The sequence below is a fragment of the Nostoc sp. DedSLP04 genome, assembly GCF_034530775.1.
In the GTDB taxonomy this organism is placed as follows: domain Bacteria; phylum Cyanobacteriota; class Cyanobacteriia; order Cyanobacteriales; family Nostocaceae; genus Nostoc.
In genome coordinates this window covers 1-16,855 of record NZ_JAVRCL010000104.1, presented here as the reverse complement: position 1 = coordinate 16,855, position 16,855 = coordinate 1, and the positions used below count along the sequence as shown (strand labels likewise).

The 16,855-nt window shown below is 42.5% G+C and carries 13 protein-coding genes; 6 read left to right on the top strand and 7 right to left on the bottom strand.

What is annotated here, in order from left to right; translation table 11 throughout:
• Positions 1-48: 48 nt before the first annotated feature.
• Positions 49-1,161, top strand: coding sequence for a non-hydrolyzing UDP-N-acetylglucosamine 2-epimerase (gene wecB, locus RMX89_RS33210; protein WP_322691953.1), 1,113 nt, complete (start codon positions 49-51; stop codon positions 1,159-1,161).
• A gap of 121 nt (positions 1,162-1,282) precedes the next feature.
• Here the strand turns inward: wecB and RMX89_RS33205 are convergent, their stop codons facing one another.
• The 5 genes from RMX89_RS33205 to RMX89_RS33185 form a co-directional block, all read right to left on the bottom strand.
• Positions 1,283-1,873, bottom strand: a complete 591-nt coding sequence (locus RMX89_RS33205; protein WP_322674157.1) for a peptidoglycan-binding domain-containing protein — start codon at positions 1,871-1,873, stop codon at positions 1,283-1,285.
• 710 nt (positions 1,874-2,583) lie between these two features.
• The gene (locus RMX89_RS33200; RefSeq protein WP_322684839.1) at positions 2,584-3,003 is read right to left on the bottom strand and encodes a response regulator; all 420 of its coding nucleotides are present in this window, start codon (positions 3,001-3,003) and stop codon (positions 2,584-2,586) included.
• 140 nt (positions 3,004-3,143) lie between these two features.
• Positions 3,144-3,896, bottom strand: coding sequence for a Crp/Fnr family transcriptional regulator (locus RMX89_RS33195; protein WP_322691952.1), 753 nt, complete (start codon positions 3,894-3,896; stop codon positions 3,144-3,146).
• An 80-nt stretch (positions 3,897-3,976) separates the two neighbouring features.
• Positions 3,977-4,723: a Crp/Fnr family transcriptional regulator gene (locus tag RMX89_RS33190; RefSeq protein ID WP_322691951.1), complete on the bottom strand. Its 747-nt coding sequence runs from the start codon at positions 4,721-4,723 to the stop codon at positions 3,977-3,979.
• A 189-nt stretch (positions 4,724-4,912) separates the two neighbouring features.
• Positions 4,913-5,650, bottom strand: coding sequence for a Crp/Fnr family transcriptional regulator (locus RMX89_RS33185; protein WP_322691950.1), 738 nt, complete (start codon positions 5,648-5,650; stop codon positions 4,913-4,915).
• Positions 5,651-6,487: 837 nt separating this feature from the next.
• Here RMX89_RS33185 and RMX89_RS33180 point away from each other — a divergent pair.
• From RMX89_RS33180 to RMX89_RS33170, 3 genes are all read left to right on the top strand, one after another.
• Positions 6,488-7,525: an NADP(H)-dependent aldo-keto reductase gene (locus tag RMX89_RS33180; protein WP_322691949.1), complete on the top strand. Its 1,038-nt coding sequence runs from the start codon at positions 6,488-6,490 to the stop codon at positions 7,523-7,525.
• A 210-nt stretch (positions 7,526-7,735) separates the two neighbouring features.
• Entirely contained in the window at positions 7,736-8,863 is a 1,128-nt protein-coding gene (locus RMX89_RS33175; RefSeq protein ID WP_322674163.1) for an aryl-sulfate sulfotransferase, read from the top strand.
• A 190-nt stretch (positions 8,864-9,053) separates the two neighbouring features.
• Entirely contained in the window at positions 9,054-9,725 is a 672-nt protein-coding gene (locus RMX89_RS33170) for a glutathione S-transferase family protein (RefSeq protein WP_322674164.1), read from the top strand.
• 249 nt (positions 9,726-9,974) lie between these two features.
• On the opposite strand, the gene RMX89_RS33165 is transcribed toward RMX89_RS33170, so the two are convergent.
• Together RMX89_RS33165 and RMX89_RS33160 are read right to left on the bottom strand one after the other, a co-directional pair.
• Positions 9,975-10,988 (bottom strand): NAD(P)-dependent alcohol dehydrogenase, encoded by a 1,014-nt coding sequence (locus RMX89_RS33165; RefSeq protein ID WP_322691948.1) that lies wholly within the window; start codon positions 10,986-10,988, stop codon positions 9,975-9,977.
• A gap of 324 nt (positions 10,989-11,312) precedes the next feature.
• Positions 11,313-12,335, bottom strand: coding sequence for a tetratricopeptide repeat protein (locus RMX89_RS33160; RefSeq protein ID WP_322691947.1), 1,023 nt, complete (start codon positions 12,333-12,335; stop codon positions 11,313-11,315).
• Between the two features lie 837 nt (positions 12,336-13,172).
• On the opposite strand from RMX89_RS33160, the gene RMX89_RS33155 reads away from it, so the two are divergent.
• Together RMX89_RS33155 and RMX89_RS33150 are read left to right on the top strand one after the other, a co-directional pair.
• Positions 13,173-15,053, top strand: coding sequence for an ABC transporter ATP-binding protein (locus RMX89_RS33155; RefSeq protein WP_322691946.1), 1,881 nt, complete (start codon positions 13,173-13,175; stop codon positions 15,051-15,053).
• Positions 15,054-15,162: 109 nt separating this feature from the next.
• On the top strand, positions 15,163-16,587 hold the full coding sequence (locus RMX89_RS33150) for an ATP-binding protein (protein WP_322691945.1): 1,425 nt from the start codon (positions 15,163-15,165) through the stop codon (positions 16,585-16,587).
• Positions 16,588-16,855: the final 268 nt, after the last annotated feature.

Sequence of the window (16,855 nt, the reverse complement as noted above, 5' to 3'; positions counted from 1 at the left end):
CGCTGAAATTCCTTTGCCGTATACATTTACCATTTTCGGATAAGTCTAATGACTAATCAAAAACGCGTTTGCATTATCTTAGGTACTCGCCCGGAAGCAATTAAACTCGCTCCAGTGATTCAGGTTTTCCAGAAGTCTTCAGAATTTCAGTTGCAAGTAATTTTAACTGGACAACATCGGGAGATGGTTGAGCAGGTTATGCAACTGTTTAATATCAAGTCGGATTATAACTTGGAAATTATGCAGGTTCAGCAATCTCTAAATGATATTACCTGCCGTAGTTTACAAGGATTAGAAGCATTATTTAAGGCGGAAAAACCAGATTTAGTAATCGTGCAAGGAGATACTACCACTGCTTTTGCCGCAGCTTTGGCAGCTTTTTATCAAAAAATTCCTATTGGTCATGTAGAAGCAGGGTTAAGAACTGATGATATCTTCAATCCTTACCCAGAAGAAGCTAATCGCCGATTGATTTCTCAAATTACTCAGTTGCACTTTGCGCCGACTCCTTGGGCTGTGGAAAATTTGCACCGTTCTGGTGTTTTGGGTGAAATTCACATGACAGGTAACACGGTAATTGATGCATTGTTAAATGTCGCTGCAACTCAAGTAGTTTGCGATGTCCCAGGCTTAGACTGGGAATCATATCGGGTTTTGTTAGCAACAGTTCATCGTCGAGAGAATTGGGGAGAACCTCTGTTAGCGATCGCTCAAGGCTTTTTACAAATCTTAGACAAGTTTCCTGATACAGCTTTACTACTACCATTACACCGAAATCCGACAGTGCGAGTCCCGTTGCAGGAACTTTTAGGGAATCATCCCCGAATTTTCTTGACAGATCCTCTAGATTATGGGGAATTGGTGGGAGCAATTGGGCGATCGCATCTTTTACTCACTGACTCTGGAGGCTTGCAAGAAGAAGCTCCCAGCTTGGGAAAACCAGTACTAGTTTTGAGAGACACTACCGAAAGACCAGAGGCTGTGGTAGCCGGTACAGCCAAACTTGTTGGCACTACGACTGAGAACATTGTTGCAGCCGCTGCTGAATTACTCAGTGACTCAGATGCTTATGAAGCGATGGCAAACGCAATCAATCCCTTTGGGGATGGTCATGCAGCAGAGCGCATTTTGCAGATTATCCAAAATTACATTCATGGGTAAGCAAGTTCGTAGTAAGGACTTTAGTCCTTATTTTCTAAGCACTAAAGTGCTTACTACAAACCCTGAAAACTAGTTTGACAATATTTACCGAACCACGAGATATTCCAAGGGTAGCTTCTAGTTAAATACCCAGAGCCGATCGAGTTTCGGGGCCTACAACACCATCTACAAGTAGACCTTTGCTTTGCTGAAAGCTTCGGACTCGGCTAACAGTTTCTTGACCGTAAATTCCATCAATTCTAAGATTACCTAAAGCTGTTTGCACGTCTCTGACGAGCTGACCTTTTGAACCAGGAGTAAGAATCACCGAACCGCCAACACCACCAGGTCTAGTCACAGGAGGATTGTTAGGTCTATTACCAATCCATCGCGCAAAAACGTATCTACCTGTAGAAAGTCTGGCAAAACCATTTTCATATCGTTCAATTGCTGGAAGTGTTGCACCATTTGGTACACAGTCCACATACGAGTAGTTGCTGCTTGGGCCGGTACGGACACGTAAACAACTGCCGTTAGTCTTTACATAGGCAGCCGAACTTACTTGAATTTGAGTTACAACAGCAAATAATACACCGACACCAGCAAAAGTTAACCAAGCCGAAGATTTAAGCAGTTTTTTCCAATTGAATTGAGGTTGAGGAAGATGATACTTAGTGTTTCCAGATGCCTCTTCTTGAGCAATAAACATCTGAGAATAAGCAAGATATTCCATAATGCACTCCTTAATATGAAAAAATGAGTACTTCCAGAGAATTACTTGGTCGTTCTCTGTATTTATTCTTAGTATATTTTATATCACTGTATTTTAAAAAGTTTTTTATTAATAGCGAAATTAATAAAAAATAAAATATGAGTCCTATTTTATTTTTGAAAAAAACTCAGTACAGCTTTATTCCTTCTTCCCAGTCCCCAGTCCCCAGTCCCTAGTCCCTACGATTAATTCAGAAATCAAATCAGATTGCTAAATTAGTCAAAATATTCCTGAGAGGATGTCTGAGAAGTATTCAATATTTCGCTTGATCCCCCCTAGCCCCCCTTAAAAAGCAGGGTGGTTTCATACGAAAAAAGAAAAATATATAAGTCTTGATTTTTCATGTATAACGATAGATTTTGACCCCTCTCCAAACCTCTCTCCGCTTCGGGGAGAGGCTTTGAAACCCATTTTTAGTTTTTCTCTCGTTGTATGAAACCACCCTGCCTAGCCCCTCTTAAAAAGGGGGGAACTGGAATCAAAGTCCCCCTTTTTAAGGGGGATTTAGGGGGATCTACAAGTCTCGAATACAACACCACAAAGTTTTCAGACATCCTCTGAAAAAATGCGATGTCTACAACGGGTTAGCTCGTGTAGACATCGCATTTTGAAAATAAATAAATTTAGTTTAGTTAAAGCTTTTTTATTTAATGATTTATCTCTAGTTACATCTAAACATGACAAACGTATTGTTCGATTCCAACTAAACTAGCAACAATAGAAGTTAACTCGTCTAAATCTATTGGCTTGCATTGGTATATATCATAACCTGCTAATAATGCACGTTTATGGTCAGCCTCGAAAGTAGATGCTGTTAAAGCAATCGCTGGAATCTTTCTACCTCGCTTTGCTTCTAAATTTCTGACTTTCAAGAGCAGTGAGTAGCCATCTTCGTCGGGTAAGCAAATGTCACTAATTAGGATGTCTGCTTTAAAAGATGACATTATTTTTAGAGCCTCGTCTGCTGAAGCCGCTGCAATTACCTCTGCTCCCTCTAATTCAAACAGAAAAGTAAGTAATATTCTCGTATCAGCGTCATCATCAACAATCAGCAATCGCAGACCTTGAAAAGACATCGATTGATTAGACATTATTTTCACGGCTCCGTAGCATAAAGACTAGAAGTAGCGATCGCATAAAAACGCGCTATTTGATTGCATACTTTACTAAATCTTAAAGGAAGCAATTAGCAAATGTCTGTCCGGTTTCAGACATAGTAACTTAATATTCTTCATTGGCGATATCTACGACGGGCTACGCCTACGCGCCTTGACTTATTCCCCAGCAACCGAGTAAATTCCTTTTGGATGACTCGATAACACTCACAGGAAGTTGCTTCCAAATCCTCTCGGTTCAGAATTTTAATATGACCACGTTGGTAGCTAATCATTCCGGCTCGGCTGAGGGTGCTAGCCGCTACTGTCACACCGGAGCGCCTTACACCCAACATCTGGGCGATAAATTCTTGCGTGAGCGGAAATTCTTCTGATGCCAAACGGTCAGAGACTGTGAGCAGCCAACGAGCCAGTCGTTCCTCCAATGAATGAAGACGGTTGCAGGCACATGATTGTGTAAGTTCGGTATATATAGCTCGTACATAGCGCAGCAGCAGCTTTTGAATAGCTCCACCCCGATTGAATTCGGTTCTCAGAATATCTGCGTCTATCTGCATTCCAGCACCCGCAACTTGGACAAACGCTTTTGTGGTTGTTGTGTTGCTTCCTAAAATTACTGGGATACCTACCATACCTTCATTGCTCACTATCCCAACTTCCACCGTCGATCCATCTCTCATACAAGTGACTATAGAAACCACTGCGTTTTGGGGAAAATAGACGTGTGTGATGGGTTCTCCCGGTTCGTAAAGAACTTGCCGAGTGGGAAGCGAAACTAACTTTAGGTGCGGGAGAAGACGCTCGTAATCACTGGTTGGCAAAGCCGCGAGTAACTTATTTACTTGCAGCTTAAGAGTGTTTTCGCTCACTGAACATTAAAATAGAAATTCGCTCATAATACTTTAAATTAACTTACTTTTGCCAGTCTGTTCGGTTTCGCACACATAGCTCAAAAAAATTTTTTGGCTCGGTTACTGGGCATGAAGCCCAGTAACCGAGCAAATTCGTTTTGGATAACTTGACGACACTCGCAGGAAGTTGCTTCCAAATGCTCTCGGTTCAGGATGCTAATATGACCGCGTTGGTAGCTGATCATTCCGGCTCGGCTCAGGGTGCTAGCCGCTACTGTCACGCCGGAACGACGTACACCTAGCATCTGGGAGATAAATTCTTGCGTGAGGGGAAAATCTTCTGATTCCAGACGGTCAGAAACTGTCAGTAGCCAGCGAGCCAGCCGTTCTTCCAGTGTATGGAGACGGTTGCAGGCAGCACCTTGCGCCAGTTCAGAGTATACAGCTTGTACGTAGCGCAACAGCACGTTTTGAATAGCTCCGCCCCGATTGAACTCGGCTTTCAGGACATCTGCATTGATTTGCATAGCAGCGCCAGAAATTTGCACAAAGCCTGTTGTGGTTGTGGTGTTGTCTCCTAAAATTACCGGGATACCCACCATGCCTTCATTGCTTACTATCCCAACTTCTGCCGTTGAGCCATCTTCCATAGTGGTGACAATAGAAACCACTGCCTTATCAGGAAAATAGACCTGTGTAATGGGTTCGGCTGCTTGGTAAAGGATTTGCTGAACTTGGAGCGGAACTAGCCTTAGATGGGGGAAAAGACGTTCATAATCACTCGCTGGCAAAGCTGCCAGCAGCTTATTTGGTGGTTGCTGAAAAAGGCTTTTATCTAATGACATTAAAAGTCACTCTCCTTAAGATAGGTGACTTTAGAAAAGCCAACTCAGGGCACAAGGAAAGAACTTCAGAATTTGATCCTAATGTCGAAAGGTGTATTCTCTAAAAGAACACAGGGACGATATAAAAAAGCTTAAATGAACAGACTTTAACAAGTCTGTGCGGTTCCGTACATAGAAGCTTCAAAAAAATTATTTTTGCCGTTTATTGGGCTTATTGCCCAATAAACGGATAAATTCATTTTCTATAACCTGATAACATTCGCAGGAGGTTTTTTCTAAAGCCTCTCGATTCAGGATGTGAATCTCACCACGGCGGTAGGCGATCGTTCCGGCTTCGCTCAGGATGTTAGCTGCTTCGGTGACACCAACACGACGTACACCTAACATCTGCGAGATAAATTCTTGGGTGAGCGGAAATTCGTCTGATTCCAGACGATCGGAAACTGTTAGCAGCCACCGAGCCAACCGCCTCTCTAGTCTATGAAGACGGTTGCAGGCAGATCCTTGTGCTATTTGAGTGTATACAGCTTGCACGTAGCGCAGCAGCACGCTTTGAATAGCTCCGCCCCGATTGAACTCGCTTTTGAGTATATCCGCATCCATCTGCATCGCACTACCTGGAATCTGCACAAATGCTGTTGTGGTTGTGGTGTTGTCTCCTAAAATTACGGACATACCCACCATGCCTTCATTGCTCACTAAACCAACTTCCACAGTCGAGCCATCTTCCATAGTGGTGATTATAGAAACTACTGCTTTGTTAGGAAAATATACCTGTGCGATCGCTTCGCCTGCATGGTGAAGTATTTGGCGAGTAGAAAGCGAAACTAGCTTCAGGTGGGGAACAAGACGCTCATAATCACTGGCTGGCAAAGTTGCCAGCAACTTATTTGCTGGTTTTTCAAGGATATTTTTATCTAATGACATTGGAATTCTCCTGAATGTAGCCGTCTTTAGAAAAGACAACTCACGGCATAGGGAGAAAAATCAAGAGTTTAACCCTAATGTCAAAAAGCGTACTTCCTAAAAAGCTTATAATAAAAGATTGAGATTTTTATACTCATATCTATAATATAACAAAATTGAGTTGTTTATAATAACAAAAAATCCAGAGAAATTAACTTAATTACATTTGCGACATTTGCGATCGCATAATTAAATGAAATTATGTTCGTTAATCATCTTGCTATAGACACGAGCATCCTTGGAAGCGATCGCAGCAAAAAATTCCTGATTATACAACTCATTAAAACCTAAATCTTTTTCATTGCGACAAATTTTTTTAGCTCTCCCAAATAGTCTTGGTATATTTTTATTATCTTAAAAAGAAGATACTTAGAAATTACCTAATTAATATGAATATTTATTAAGACTTCATTCTAGAAGAATCTTAAGATTTTTAGCTTACTACGGTAAATCTACCGATTTATTGTAGTATATACTTAGTCTAAAACAGTCTATTTCACAAATACCCAATAAAAACAAGTATTTTCTACTACATATTTAAAATTTTGATTACCCAAAACTAACTTACTTATCTGGTTCATCTATGCAATAATAAACAGCTATATGCATTAAATACACTTTAACTATCGATTTACAGGAGTATAAACTGTATATTCTCTGAAAAACTTATATTGGCTTAGTGCCGAATCCAGTGTTGTTTGAAGCTAATTTACTTAAAAAATAATAATGCCCTTGACAAAATGCAAAATCTCTAACAAAAATATCACTGTTAAATCGAGTGAATAACAACGTAGAAATATGAAGTATAACCAACTTGGCAAGAGTGACTTAAAAGTTTCAGAAATTTGTCTGGGCACTATGACTTATGGACAACAAAATACTATTGAAGAAGCCCACAAACAGCTAAATTATTCTATTGCCCAAGGAGTCAACTTTATTGATGCAGCTGAGATGTATCCTGTCCCACCAAGTAGAGAAACTTATGGATTAACTGAAACTTATATTGGGGAATGGTTAAAGCGCCAACAAAGAGATCGAGTTATTATAGCTACTAAGATTGCGGGGCCTGGTCGAGGCTTTAAATGGTTACGTGGTGGAGCCGAAGCAATTGACCGTGATAATATCAAAAAAGCTGTAGATGATAGTCTAAAAAGATTACAAACAGACTATATCGATCTATACCAAATTCACTGGCCCGATCGTTATGTGCCACGATTTGGACAAACGGTATTCGATCCGACTCAGGTGAAAGAAACGGTTCCCATTGCTGAACAGCTAGCAGTTTTTGCCGATGTAATTAAAGCGGGGAAAATTCGCTATATCGGTTTGAGTAACGAAACCCCTTGGGGAGTTGCCCAGTTTAGTAAAGCTGCTAAACAGTTAGGATTGCCTAAAGTTGCTTCGATTCAAAATGCTTATAACTTGTTGAATCGAGTATTTGACGGAGCCTTAGCAGAAGCAGTTTATCACGAAGAAATTGGATTACTAGCTTATAGTCCTTTGGCATTTGGCTTCTTGACTGGGAAATATCTAAACGGCAAACCAGAAAAAGCCAGAGTCACTTTGTTTGATAATTTCGGTCAGCGCTATCTCAAACCAAAAGTAAGTCAAGCCGTATCAGCTTACGTAGAAATTGCCAAGCGCCATCAACTAAGTGCAGCGCATCTAGCTTTGGCATTTGTGCGGAGTCGTTGGTTTGTGGCTAGCACAATTATTGGTGCCACCACACTGGAGCAACTCAAAGAGAATTTAGAAAGCGTGAATGTAGTTCTCAACAAAGACATTTTGGAAGAGTTGGATATAGTTCATGCTCAGTCGCCAAACCCAGCACCGTAAACAATTCAAAATTCAAAATGACGCTCGCGGACTCGCTAACGCTGCGCTAACAAAATTCAAACATTTTAGATAGTGTTCGCCTCGTTACCAGGCTCCAGCCTGGTAATGCCTCCTTAGAGCCTCTGGCTCTCATTCTCAGAGTAGAAGTAGAGATGCGCGATGCACTCTCTCAATTCTTAGATTCAAAACTAGATATTTAGTCGGTAAAATATGACTTTTACAGCAACATTAATTGACCAAAATACTATTCGTCGTCGGGGTACTGGTTTAAGAGCTTACAATCCCGAAAAAGTATTTAAAGGATACACACTTTTCACACCCCTGACAGGTAAAGGTGAAGTCTACCTTCTGAACTTGGAAGGAGAAGTAGTACACCAGTGGAATCTGCCTTATCCACCAGGGTTATACGGTTATCTTTTGCCCAATGGCAACCTTTTTTATAATGGTAAGACTCCGCCAGAAGAACCCCTACGTTTTGCTTTGTGGGCTGCATTCAAAAGTGGCGTTGTTTTAGAAGCAGATCCCAAAGGAAATATTATCTGGGAATATAAGCATCCAGATCATCATCATGATGGACGCAGGCTAGCCAATGGCAACACGATTCTACTCGCCATTGAAAAGATACCTCAGTCTTTGGTTCCCCGGATCAAAGGTGGCGTACCAGGTACAGAACCAAATGGTGATATCTATGCGGATGTGCTTTATGAGGTGACTCCAGTAGGTGAAATCGTTTGGACTTGGCACGCTCACGAACACCTCGATCCAGATATATTTACGATTACACCCCAAGATCATCGACATGAATGGACTCATGGGAATACTGTGGGTGAACTCGCCGATGGCAGCATTATAGTGAGCTTTCGCAATATCTCCACAGTTGTCATTATCGATCGCAAAACCGGAGAAATCATCTGGACGCTAGGCGATGACGTGCTAGCACAGCAGCACTTTCCGAACGAATTAGCTAACGGTAATATCTTGATTTTCGACAATGGCGCACATCGCCGTAACATTGCTCTCAATTTTTCTCGTGTGATTGAGGTGAACCGTCAAACCAAAGAGATAGTTTGGGAATACACCGACAACCCGCCCCAAAATTTCTTCAGTGCATACATATCAGGGGCGCAACGTTTAGCCAATGGCAATACCTTAATTACAGAAGGTGCTTACGGCCGGATATTCGAGGTGACAGTTGCAGGAGAGATTGTTTGGGAATACATTAATCCCTACTTTGCAACTCGGAATATCCCAGGTGAAAAATCGCCCGTAACTCGTGGAGAGCAAAATACAGTCTTCCGCGCCTTCCGTTATGCACCTGAAGAAGTGCCCTGGCTTTAGGAGAAGGCAGGGGGCAGGAGGCAGGGGGCAGGGGGGCAGAGGAGCTGGGGAGGCAGGGGAGCAGGGGAGAAGTTGCAGTAAGTTTTTGCCCAATGCCCAATGCCCAATGCCCATTTAAGATTTGGGATTTTGGATGAAAATTCAATTCTCAATGGCGATTAACAAGTCCTATTTACCAAGGAACTTAAACATGACTGAAATTAAAGTATACAGTGCAGTTGTTTGTCCTTATGCTCACCGTACCCGCTTGGTACTCCAAGAGAAAGGCATTGACTTCGATTTGATTGAAATTGATTTGCAGAATAAACCTGAAGGATTTACCAAAGTTTCCCCTTATGGTAAAGTGCCTGCACTAACTCATGACGATAACCGAGTTTGGGAGTCAGCGGTAATTAACGAATATCTTGATGAGGTATTTCCCAATCCACCATTGTTACCCAGCAACCCCATCGATCGGGCACAAGCTCGCATTTGGATCGATTTTGCTAACACCAGATTCGTTCCCGCTTTTTCTACCCTGCTGCGGAGTTCAGATCCCGAAAAACAAGAAGAAGCGAAACAGGAACTATCTAAACATCTGGAATTCATTGAAAACGAAGGTTTAGCAAAGCTATCTAAAGAAGGCCCTTATTGGTTTGGCGAATCTATTAGTTTGGTAGATTTCACCTATTTCCCCTGGTTTGAGCGCTGGGCTGCATTGAAGCAATATCGCGGTTTTGGAATACCAGAGCAATTTACCCGTGTACGTCAGTGGAAACATGCTTTGAAAGAGCGTGAATCTGTGAAAGCGATCGCTCACTCTAAAGAATTCTACATCGAGCGATATGCTAAATTTGCTACGCCTACTCTCGCTGCTGTTTAAAGGTAATTCATAATACCAATTTAATTAATGATTGCAACACATCCTTAGGTAAAGACGCGACGCCAGTCGCTACAACGGGGAGGCAGCGCGGTCTTGGGGGTTCCCCCCATGAGCGACTGCCGTGGGAACCCCCGCAACGCGCTGGCTCATGAATCGCGTCTCTACAAATGGTCTATTGGTATAACTATGTTTCAACTGGGAATTCAAACCCCACTTGAAACATAGAATTAAACTCTTGAAAATTACGAATTACGAATTACGAATTACGACTTTACCGAAGTGAGCCGCACTTTTGAGGTAATGATAAGCCTCTCGTGCTTCATTGAAGGGAAAAACTCGATCGATAATTGGTTTGATTTGATGCTGTTGCAGCGCCTGATTCATCGCTTCAAACATTTCCCGACTGCCAACATAAATTCCTTGAACTGTTAAGCTTTTAAAAAGTATTGGCATGGGGTCAATTTCATTTCCTCTACCTGACAATACGCCAATCAAGCTAATACGTCCCCCAATGCGGACTGCTTGTAATGATTTTGGCAGAGTACCTGCACCGCCTACCTCAACTACATGATCTACACCTGTGCGATTGGTTAATTGATAAACTTGCTTTTCCCAATCTGGTGTTGTTTTGTAGTTGATTGTCTCGTCAGCACCAAGCTGTTTGGCTCGTGCCAACTTTTCATCACTGCTAGAAGTAATAATCACTCTAGCACCATGTATCTTGGCAAACTGGAGAGCAAAAATTGAAACTCCTCCAGTACCGAGTAATAAAACACTATCACCTGCACCAATCTTGCCTTTTGTTACCAGCCCGTGCCAAGCTGTGACTGCTGCACAGGGTAAAGTTGCACCTTCAATATAGGATAAGTGATCGGGTAATATTACTAAACCATCTTGGTGTAATAAGACATACTCGGCTAGCATTCCATCGATACCGCCTCCGAGAGCGGATTTCATTTTCTCTTTGGTTAAAGAGCCATAAATCCAGTCTTGGAAGAAAATACCAGCGACGCGATCGCCTATTTTCACCCGTGTCACACCTTCCCCCACCGCCACAACTTCTCCCGCACCATCAGACATGGGAATTAACGGATATTTCTGTCCAGAACCGTAAGCTCCTTCAATCACCAGCAGATCGCGGTAATTTAAGGATGTTGCTTTGACTTGAATCAGAACTTGTCCAGCTGCGGGTTTTGCTTGGGGGCGATCGACTAATGCCAAGGCATCAATCCCGGCGTTGCTTTGAATTTCGTAAGCTTTCATAGATGTCCTTGTTCTAGCTACAACTTTGGTATTGTAGCTAGGGTAAAAAAGAATCCTTGTAGAGACGTAGCAAGTGCTACGTCTCTACAAGGGTTCTGCATAACGCATATTTAATTTCACTAGTAGGGTTGCCCTCATCCCAATATGGGCTATGGTGTACACACATCTTGGTAATGAAGTCCCAATCCTGAATTTACCCCCCTTAATCCCCCCTTGTAAAGGGGGGAAATATCCGGTTCTCCCCCTTTATAAGGGGGAGTTAGAGGGGGTCAGAAGGACTCGTGTGTACACTTTAGCCCAATACTGGAGAAAGGGAACTGGAAGCTACAGAGAATCTATGAACTGCTGTACTTTTTCTAAAAGTGGCTGATATTCAATTTGCTCTGCTAACTCTTGGGCATTTTGATAGCACGATCGCGCCATTTTTTTGCGTTTCGTGGTGGCGTAAACGCTTCCCATATTCAGCAAAGTTGAAATTTCTCCAAGATTATCGCCCAGTTCTTGATAAATCCCAATGGCTTGCTTATAGAACTTCATGGCTTGGCGATGCTCTGCCAGGGTGCTGTAGGTAAAACCAATGTTGTGAAGGGTTGTTGCAACGCCTGCGCGATCGCTAATTGCTTGACGTGTCAAAAGAACTTGATAGTAGAGCAATAGCGCTTGTTTCGGTTTTCCTAAATCATGATAGACAGAAGCAATATTGTTCAAGGTGGTTGCTTCTTGAAGCAGATTTTTCACGGCTCGTTGAATTGGCAGTGCTGCTTGAAAAAATTCTAGCGCTTGCTCAAACTTGCCTAAGACATTGTAGGCAAATCCAATACCATTGAGCGTTGTTGCTTCGCCAGAAAAGTCACCTAACAATCGCCGCATCCTCAAAATTTGGTGTTGTAGCAACAGTGCGCGTTTCGGTTCTCCTAAGCGGGTATAAATTAGCGCGACATCATTAAGAGTAGAAACTTCACTTTGAGTATCTTGCGATCGCCTAAAGATTGGTAGTGCTTTGTCAAAATATTCCAACGCTTGCGAAAAGCGTCCAAGACGGCTGTAGGTAGAACCCAGATTGCTAAGTGCAGTTGCTTGTGCTGGCGTGTTGCCAATTTCAATAGCAACCGAAAGCGCCTGATGAAAACGCTCTAATGCTCTTTGAGGTTGCCAGCAACTGAGGTGAGCTAAACCGAGGTCGTTTAATGTATAACCTTCTCTGGCTCGGTCTGGAATTGCTCTGGCCAAGTGTAAATTTTTGGTTGCAAGATCGAGAGACTCTTGAAATTTGCCCCGTTGGTAGTAGCGGTTTGCTTCATCACGACGTTGTTCCCATTCTTTGACTTGATTTAAAGGTTGCGTCATCTGACCTCAGTTGCATTCTGCGATAAGTAGGTAGAACATCTCTTGGGAATGAACCCCTCTTAGGTTTCCCAAATTTTAACCTCAATCTTCTATCTTTAGATATAAGACGTAAACAGATAAGTATGCTATTATTCCATACTTACAGGAATATTTATGAAGCAATTAATACAAATACTGTAGGGGCGCACTTCTCATAGGTGTCTACTTAACGCTCAACCCGCTTGGTAACAACGTTTTGCCTTCACCCCCAGCCCCTCTCCCATCCGTGAGAGGAGAGCTAAACATTCAATTCCCCTTCTCCCAAGGTAGAAGGGGTTAGGGAATGAGGGCGTAAGGGATTTGTAAAACGCTTGTCCGATATAGTTTTCGGCTTAAGTTGACACCAATGATAGCAATCCACCCTGAAGACTTCCACCCCTTGAAAGTCCTGATGTGGCGTTGCTGAATCAAGGGATGATTCTTGTAGGGTGGGCGACACGAGCGCCCTGAAACACAAGGGACGGGCTTTTCGGCCCATCCCACAAAACTAGCAAAATCATCCCGCTTTCTGTGCAACGCCCCTGATGTTTCGCAGTTGGTTCGCCAATGATTTTGCTAGCTGCGATTGTGAATCGTTTTGAATCGCCAAATTAAATTATACAGTGGCAACATTTCTGGGTAGAAGACTGATAGTTTTAAGATTGCAAAATGTAAAGGAAATCATCCAAATCTTGAGGAATATCCGGATCTTAGTAGTAGTCTTGCAGTCTCTATCTCAGGCATGGTATCAGAGTAGAAAAATAAACGCTACTTTAAACAAGCGTGTTTTTTTCCAAACATTAATATAATGCTCTTACTATGAGCATCTACCAATCTCTGAAAAAATCTTATACCCCAGATCGTCGGCGTGAAAATGACTGGTGGTTATTTTTGCGTTTGGTGCCTTATGCCCGTCGTAACGGACGGCTATTGGCGCTGTCGATGTGCCTACTCATACCGATCGCACTAGCTAATGCCGTACAACCTTTCTTGATTGGGCAAGTAATCTCTCTGATTCGTCACGAACCAAGCACTTACGAACTTTTCAGGAATCGTCCCTTCTCGCAAGGGCTAAATATCCTAGAGGGATTATTGGTAATTGCGATCGCCATCCAAGTGATGTTGACAGGTTTTCAAGGTTATATAGTCCAAAAGCTAGGGCAACAAATCACCGCAGCAATTCGCCAAGACTTATTTCAGCATGTAACATCTCTAGCAGTGCGCTTTTTTGACCGCACACCCGTAGGTAAATTAATTACTAGAATCACCAGCGATGTGGAAGTGTTAGGCGATGTCTTTTCGACTGGGGCAATTGGCATCATATCCGATTTGTTTTTAATGCTGGTGACTTTGGGTTTAATGTTTTCCATCCAGTGGCAACTTTCTTGCTTGCTGTTATTGATGCTGTTACCAACTAGCTGGGTAATTGTTTACATTCAAAAACAATACCGCAAAGCCAATTACAAAGGGCGAGAAGAACTTTCGATCCTAAATTCACAGCTACAAGAAAATGTGCTTGGTATTAACGTCGTGCAGTTGTTCCGTAGAGAAAAATTTAATGCCGAATTGTTTCGTGCTACGAACAGGAACTACACTCAGCAAATGGATAAAACCATCTTTTATGATTCATTTGTTTCAGCAACCTTAGAATGGATTGGACTGATTGCGATCGCAGGTGTTTTATGCGTGGGTGGTTGGTTGCTGTTGGAAAAAACCTTGACTTTCGGGACTTTATCGACATTTGTATTGTATGCCCAGCGATTATTTGACCCTTTAAGGGCTTTTGCGGAAAAATTTACAGTAATACAAGCTGGTTTTACTGCCATTGAACGCGTAGGGGATATATTAGATGAACCGATAGAAATTAGCGATCGCGCCAATGTCCGCTTCTCAATATTTGATGCGAAATTTGGCTACATCGACGAAATACTGGCAAATCTAGAATCCCCAGACCTCACTTCCCCCCCAGAACTGGGAGAGATTCGCTTTGATCGCGTCTGGTTTGCTTACAAAAATGATGATTACGTAATTAAAGACTTAGATTTCACCATTCATCCTGGTGAAAAAATTGCATTAGTTGGCCCTACCGGTGCGGGTAAAACTTCGATTATCCGTCTTTTGTGCCGCCTCTACGAACCCACCCAAGGACGCATTCTCATAGATGGCGTCGATATTCGGGAAGTACCGCAGGCAGAACTGCGGCGTTACATGGCAGTAATTTTACAAGAAGGCTTTTTGTTTGCTGGCGATGTTAAAAGCAACATTTCTTTAGGAGATGGCTACACCATTGAGCAGATTCAACAAGCAGCAGAGCAAACCAACATTGCCCAGTTTATAGAAGAACTACCCCAAGGTTATGATACTCAACTTCGAGAACGGGGTACAAATATTTCTAGTGGTCAAAAACAACTTTTAGCCTTTGCGCGGGCTGCCATTCGCAATCCGCAAATTTTGGTACTAGATGAAGCTACCGCTAGTTTAGATGTTGGCACAGAAGCTTTAGTCCAAGAAGCATTAAACCAGCTTTTAATCAGACGTACCGCCATTATTATCGCTCACCGCTTGTCTACGATTCGTAATGTAGACCGGATTTTTGTTCTCAAGCGTGGCGAATTAATCGAACAGGGAAGTCACGAACAACTCCTGCAACAAGGAGGGCTTTATGCCACTTTACATAACTTGCAGATGTTGGGAAGTTAGACGAGAGGTAGTCAAAAACTCACATTTACTACAAAAATGACTTAATTTTGCGGAATATGTCACAGAGTTTGTGTTGACAATAAAGAAAAGCCTTGTTGTGACTTAGTTAATGAAACCGGATTTACAGAAGTTTTATCAGGCTTGCAACCCTAGCAAGACTTTGGCTGTAGAAAATGCCGAGGATCGAAAGTACTATATTGATTTTTCCTCAGTGCGCGGTGGCAGGATTATTGAGGAGTTAAGGGAGAATATTACATTTTTCTCACCTGAAGGCCCTACCTGTGAATTATTTACAGGCCATATCGGCTGCGGCAAATCTACAGAATTGCTCAGACTGAAAGCAGAATTAGAGCAATCAGATTTCCATGTAGTATATTTTGAGTCCAGTCAAGACTTGGAAATGGGTGATGTTGATATCAGTGATATTTTATTAAGCGTAGCTCGCCGAGTTAGTGAAAGTCTCGATAGCTTAGAAAAACTAGAAATTCCTGAACCCCAAGGTCTGAAGAAAATTCTTCAAGGAGCCGCTAAACTTTTGATGACAGAAGTTGAAGTTTCAGCCGAAGCATCACTTCCTGGCATTGGTAAAGTTTCTGCGAGTACTGAGGGTAAGTTTGCCGCCGAAGCAAAAATTCCAGGTATTGGAGAACTGAAAGCAAATGAGAAAGAAGGAGTATCAGTGGTGGCACTAGGCATTGGCAAAATTACAGCCAAAGCCAAAAATAGCCCTGAACTTCGCAACAAGTTAAGAGAATATTTAGGGCCGCGCACAAAAGGCATTATAGATGTAATTAACGAGGAATTACTCGAACCTGCCATTATTAAACTGAAGCAACACGGCAAAAAAGGACTAGTGGTAATTGTCGATAATCTTGATCGCGTTGAGACTGCTAACAAGTCTTGGGGACGACCTCAGCCGGAATATTTATTTGTAGATCGGGGAGAACAATTAACTCAACTCAAGTGCCATGTGGTTTACACCATGCCTTTAGAGTTGATGTTTTCCAACGACTTGAGCAGGTTAACACAGCGATTTATGGTTTATCCAAAAGTGTTACCGATGGTGCCAGTGCAATTACGCGATGGCAGTGAATGCACTGAAGGTCTGGCACTACTGGCACAGATGATCCTAGCAAGAGCTTATCCTGATAATCAGCCAGAGGAGCGCCTCGGCTGGATTACAGAGATTTTTGATACTCCTGAAACATTAGAAAGACTTTGCCGAATTAGTGGCGGTCATGTCCGCGAATTACTCAGACTGCTCAACGATTGGATCAAAAAGGAAAGAAAACTGCCTTTATCGCGTGCGGGGTTAGAAACTGTAATTAGAGCCTACTGCAATCAAATGACCTTAGCAATCACAGATGATGAGTGGAACTTGTTGCGCCAAGTACAACAGCGGAAATGGGTAAGCGGCGATGATGGATACCGAATTTTGGTACACAGTCGATTCGTCTATGAGTACCGAGACACTCAGGGGTCTTGGTTTGAAATTAATCCGATTTTGGCAGAAGCACCAGGGTTGCAATTTTAAGACGCGATTAATCGCGTCTGTACAAGAGATGTGATTAATCGCGTCTCTCCCTCCCCCATCTATAAAGCTACGGTGTACACACAAGTCTGAAGTTGCTCAAGAATCTGGGTTTTACCCCACCCTAACCACTGCTTAAATTCAATCAACGACTACCCGAATTCAATAAACGATCACCCGAATTCAATAAACGACCACCCGAATTCAATAAACGATCACCCGAATTCAATAAACGACCACCCGAATTCAATAAACGACCACCCGAATTCAA